The sequence below is a fragment of the Nocardia carnea genome, from assembly GCF_029869215.1.
Classification (GTDB): Bacteria; Actinomycetota; Actinomycetes; order Mycobacteriales; family Mycobacteriaceae; genus Nocardia; species Nocardia carnea_B.
Window position 1 is genome coordinate 1 of sequence record NZ_JARWPM010000409.1, and the last position, 5655, is coordinate 5655.

2 protein-coding genes and 1 pseudogene are annotated in these 5655 nt (G+C 71.4%); 1 reads left to right on the top strand and 2 read right to left on the bottom strand.

Annotated elements, in window-relative coordinates; all coding sequences use genetic code 11:
• Window positions 1-756 precede the first annotated feature (756 nt).
• Window positions 757-2160 (bottom strand): annotated as a pseudogene (locus tag QH276_RS29825) (threonine/serine ThrE exporter family protein); the annotation flags it as partial.
• Between the two features lie 423 nt (window positions 2161-2583).
• Here QH276_RS29825 and QH276_RS29830 point away from each other — a divergent pair.
• Window positions 2584-4515, top strand: a complete 1932-nt coding sequence (locus tag QH276_RS29830; RefSeq protein WP_280401768.1) for an acyl-CoA dehydrogenase — start codon at window positions 2584-2586, stop codon at window positions 4513-4515.
• Between the two features lie 60 nt (window positions 4516-4575).
• Here QH276_RS29830 and QH276_RS29835 read toward each other — a convergent pair whose 3' ends face one another.
• Window positions 4576-5367 carry a phosphatase PAP2 family protein gene (locus tag QH276_RS29835; protein WP_280401767.1) on the bottom strand — a complete coding sequence of 264 codons (792 nt, stop codon included), beginning with the start codon at window positions 5365-5367 and terminating at the stop codon, window positions 4576-4578.
• Between the last annotated feature and the right edge of the window lie 288 nt (window positions 5368-5655).

The following is a 5655-nucleotide window of genomic DNA, read 5'->3' on the forward strand; positions in this document are numbered from 1 at the left end:
CTGGCGTTCTCCCTGGCCTGCTACGCGGAGAAGCGCGCCCTCGCGGCGGCGGCGGGGAGCGGCGCCATGGGCACCATCTGCTACCTGCTGGTACTCGCCGGCGGTTTCGGCCCGGTGGTGGCGGGGGGTGGCGCCCCCCCCCGCCGGGGGCGGGGGGGGGGGGCGCCCCGCCCCCCCCCCCCCGTCGACAACCCGACGATACCGGGCCGGTCGCGCCGGTGGGGACGCTCGTCAGTCGGCGTCGGGACGTGCGGAGGCGGGTAGCGGCTCGGTCGGGAGCAACCGCGATTCCCCGGGGTCGGCGCCCTGCGGGCCGGTCGCGGCGCCGACACCCACCGGCTCCGGCGCCGGGGTGACCGGGAACGCCGCCGTGGGCAGGATGTCCTCGGCGATATCCAGTGCCCGGGTGGGCAGGCTCAGCAGATCCGCGGAGAGCATCGGGAATTCGAGTGTCTCCGGTGCCGGCGGGAGCTGCCCGGGCGCGGACGGCTGCGCGGCATGCGCTGCCACCGCCGACCCCAGCGGGCCCGGTTCCAGATCGTGGGCCCAGACGGACCGGTCGACGCCGGGAACCGGGGCCCGCCCGCGGCGGGGATCCGCCGCGATCTGCGGCAGCTGCCCGGCCGCCGGGAAACCGGCGGGCAGGTCCAGCGGGGCCACGGTCGCCGGGACCGCGGCGGGGCGACGGCCCAGCGGGGTGGCCCGCCGCTTGCCGAGATTCACGGTGGGGCGCCTTTTGCCCAGGCTCACCGCCGGCCGCCGCATCCGCTTGACCTCCGGGCGGCGCAGGGCGCCGAACTTGCGCAGGATCGGCGGGCGGCGCACCGTCCGGTCGAACCATTCACCGAGCGTGACACCGCCGGCCAGGGCGCAGCCGATACCGAAGGCCGCCAGCAGCTGGTCCGCGCCGCGGGCGAGTTCGTCGTTGAGCAGGCCGTAGAGACCCCGGTACACGCTCAGGCCCGGCAGCAGTGGGGTGATGCCGGCGATGGCCACGACCAGCGGCGGCGTGAGTGCGCGGCGGGCGAGCAGACCACCGACGAGCCCGACGACGGTGGCGGCGGCACCCGCCGCGACCACCGGGCCGAAACCGCCGGCGAGTACCAGCAGGTAGCAGATGGTGCCCATGGCGCCGCTCCCCGCCGCCGCCGCGAGGGCGCGCTTCTCCGCGTAGCAGGCCAGGGAGAACGCCAGGGCGGCCACCGCACCGGCCACGACCTGAATCGGCAGGTTGGTCAGCGCGTGGCCCGGGCCGAGGTCCACCGGCACCGTGGCGTCGAACATCTCACCGATGCGCAGGGTGAGCGCGATACCGGCGATGATGCCGCCGGTCATCATCAGCAGTTCGAGCATGCGGGCGGCCGCCGTGATCGGCGCGCCGGTGATCGCGTCCTGGACCGAGCCCACCAGGCTCAGCCCACTGAGCAGCACGGTGATCCCCGCGGCGATGATCAGGGTGGGGCTCACCGAGACACCGAGGGGTTCGGCTACGGCCGCGAGAACCACCGCCGGTGTCGCGGCGATCGCGCCGCCCACCAGATGCTGGAAGAAGAACGGCAGGCCGTAGCGGTTGAGCGCGCGGTTGGTGCGGTCGATGAGTGCCGTGGTGACGAAGCTCAGCGCGGTGACGAGCAGCCCGCCGCCGAGCAGCAACGCGATCGCCGCGGCCATGAGCGACCAGCCGAAGGTCGCGGTCCACCGCTTGTACGGATGCGGTGCCGTGGTGATCGCGTCCAGCGCGGCGCGCGCTTCGTCGGGCGGTACGACCTCGCGGCGGATCCGGCGGGTGAGCCGGTCGACCGCGGCGAGCCGGGTGAAATCGAGGGACCGATAGCGCACGACCCGCATGGAACTGGCCGGTGGCAGCCGCGGTCCGCGATGCGCGTAGATCCGGATCGAGTTGTAGGTGACCTCGACATCGCAGGCCGACAACCCGTAGGTGGCGGCGATGAAACGCACCGTGGTCTCGGTATCGGTGACGGCGGTACCGGAAGCCAGCACCACCTCACCCATCCGGACGGCCAGATCGAGTACCTCGGCGACGGCGGCCTCGTCGGTGAGATCGATGGGCTGCAGCGGCGCCGGTGCGGAAACGATCGTATCGGCGGTGGCGGGCCGATCGGCGACCAATTTCTTGATGGCGCCGGTGATCACGGGCAGGCGCAGGGGAGTTCGCCGCGAGTCGGCAAGATCCGACGGGTCCGGAGAGATCTGTGGTGTAGAGGTCGCTCCTTCCAACAATCCTTGCGCAGCCATAGCCGCGAAGGTAGTGGCCGAAGGTGCCTCTTTTCCACCGGAAAATGGGTCGGATGAATGTGACGTTTGTTACGTACCGGTTTAGTTGACGTTCCGTTTGGAAAAAAGGGCGCGTTTGCCCTGATGAGCGACCCTCGTCCATGGCGTCGGCCCGCGCGGTGGATGCGTTACGCGCCGCTTCTCGATAGCGACGGTGCGTCACAGCCGACGCGGGGCGTCTGTCGCCCGCTTCGCCCCGCGTACCCGGCCGGGCGGTGTTCATGTGCGGGTTCTCCTGTGCGGTTTGTCGCCGGGCTTCGGCACACCGATCCCGTTAGGGTCGAAAGCATGAGCACCGGCAGCACTGCGACAGCGCAACAGTTACGGCAGGCACTGGACGGGCCGTGGGGTGACGTTCGGGAGGAGGCCCGCACCCAGCTCGCGGACGGGCGCTTCGCCGGCGATCCGGATCTCGACCTGCCCGCCGCCCGCGCCCGGGTCCTGGACCAGATGCGGGAGATCGCGAAACTCGGTATCGCCGAACGCGGATTCCGGCGCGAGCACGGCGGCACCGGGGAACCCGGAGCCGCCGTTGTGGGATTGGAGATGCTGGCCTACGCCGATCTCTCGCTCTGGGTGAAAGCCGGTGTGCAGTGGGGATTGTTCGGTGGCGCCGTGGAGAACCTGGGCACCGAACGGCACAGTGAGTACATCCGGCAGCTGATCTCGCTGGACCTGCTCGGCTGTTTCGCGATGACCGAATCCGGGCACGGCAGCGATGTGGCGAACCTGGAAACCACCGCCACCTACGATCCGGCGACCGAAGAGTTCGTCGTCCACACCCCCACTCCCTCCGCGCGCAAGGACTACATCGGCGGCGCCGCCGAACACGCCCGGATGGCGGCGGTCTTCGCGCAGCTGCGCACACCGTCGGGCGAGCACGGCGTGCACTGCCTGCTGGTGCCGATCCGGGACGACCAGGGCAACGACCTGCCGGGGGTCACCACCTCCGACTGCGGTCGCAAGGGCGGCCTGCCCGGGGTGGACAACGGCCGGATCGTCTTCGATCACGTGCGGGTGCCACGGGAGAACCTGCTCAACCGCTACGGTGAGGTCGCGCCCGACGGCACCTACAGTTCCGAGATCGACAACCCCAGCCGCCGGTTCTTCACCACCCTCGGCACGCTGGTGCGCGGCCGGGTCAGCGTCGGCGGGGCCGCGGCCGCGGGCGCCCGTGTCGCGCTGAGTATCGCCCTGCGCTACGCGCTGAAACGCCGCCAGTTCGGCAACCCGGACGACGGTGGGGAGACCCTGCTGCTGGACTACCGGATGCACCAGCGGCGGCTGCTGCCGCTGCTGGCACGTTCCTACGCCCTGGCCTTCGCGCAGAACGACCTGGTCCGCCGGATGCATCTGGTGCAGACCGGCCAGGACATCGACCCGCATTCGCAGCGGGCGCTGGAGAAGCGGGCGGCCGGCCTGAAGGTGGCCCAGACCCGGCACGCGACCCGCACCATCCAGGAATGCCGGGAGGCCTGCGGCGGTGCGGGGTATCTCACGGAGAACCGCCTGGTCACCCTCAAGGCCGATACCGATGTGTTCACCACCTTCGAGGGTGACAATGTGGTGCTCACCCAGCTGGTCGCCAAGGAGATCCTCACCGCCTACGCCGACGAGGTCCGCGATCTCGATGCCCTCGGCTGGGTCCGGTTCGCCGCGACCATGGCCGGGGATGTGGTCCGCAAACGTTCCGGTGTGCGCCAGCTGATCCAGACCCTGCGGGATCGCAGCGGCGAATCCGTCGACGAGGGCGATCTGGGCAAACGCGCGACCCAGTTGCAGTTGTTCGCCGACCGCGAGGACTACCTGACCCGCACCGCCGCGCACCGGCTGCGGGCCCGGGCCGAGGAGACGGGACCGTTCGAGGCGTTCAACAACGCCCAGGACCATATCCTGGCCGCCGGTGCCGCCCATATCGATCGGCTGGTGCTGGAAACCTTCATCGAGGGGATCGCCGATATCGAGGACGACGAGGCGCGCACACTCGCCGAAACGGTGTGCGATCTGTACGTGTACTCGGTGCTGGAAGAGCACTCGGCCTGGTTCATCATGCACCGATTCATGTCGGTGGAACGGGCCAAGGCGGTGCGCCGCGGGGTGAACGAACTCGTCGACCGCCTCCGTCCCGACGCCCTCACCCTGATCGAGGCGATGGGCGTGCCGGAATCGATGCTGGGTGCCGCCATGCTCGACGATGCAAGCGTCTACGAGCGGCAATAGGAGCGATCAGGAGGGGCGTCTGCGCCCCGCGAAGCGCTGCCCCGGGGCTCGGGCAGCGGATCAGTCCGGCACGCTCCCCGCCCGGGATTCACCGGGCGGGCGGGGCCGGAACACCCGGCGCAGCGGAACCGCCGCCCAATAGAGTGCGATCGCCAGGGCGATTCCGGCGGCGGCGCCACCGACGACATCGGTGGCCAGGTGATAGTCCAGCGCGATCATCCCCACGGCACCGGCACACCAGCCCGCGACGGCGAGGACGACGATCACCACCCGGGCGCGCACCGATTGCAGCAGCAGAACCAGCGTGGTGACCATCGAGACCAGATGGACGGTATGTCCGCTCGGATACGCCAGGTAGTCGTGCAGGGGACGCCCCCACCAGGGTTTCAGCACCCAGGCGTTGACCGCGACCGCGATCTGCGGCACCAGCAGCACGGTGGCGGTCTCCCACCAGCGGCGCTGCCAGGCGAACCACACGGCACTGCCGGCGAGCAGGGCCAGCACCACGCCCGTCGCGGTGGCCAGGGCGAGTACCTCCGCCAGCCAGGGTCGCGGATCGAGCCGCGGGTCCACCCGCGCTCCGACCTCGAGATCGAAGGCGGTCGGCCCGCCCCCCGGTGGGAACAACCACGGCAGGCCCGCCGCCACCGCGGCCGCACCGGCCCCGGTCAGACCCGTGGTCACCGGGCCGGCGGTATGGGCAGGCGCGCTGCCGCGGTCGGGTGTCCCGGCCGGCCCGGAGCCGGTCTCCGGGCGTGCACGCGGAATCGGACTGTCGTGGGTGGCGGGAGGGAGATCTCCGGAAGACCGGGCCGGGGGATACGGCTCCGGCACGCCGGGTGCGGTGCTCACCAGCCGACCCTATCCATCCGCGGCGGGCGCCGGAAAGTCCTCCCAGGGCGCCGGCCATCGCGCGCCGTGCGACCGGCCGGGCGCCGCGGCCGCGGGCCGGCCGCCGCCCCGTGCACGCCCCCGAATGGGTTGTCGAGCGACCTGGTCAGCCGGGGCGCCGGGCAGAAAGTGGCGGTGATCGATACCGGGGTGATCCGGCATCCCCGGCTACCGAGGCTGCAGCCGGGCGGGCTCGGTAGACGCGAGAACACCAACCACTACGTCACCGGACGCGACGGCGGGCGCGAT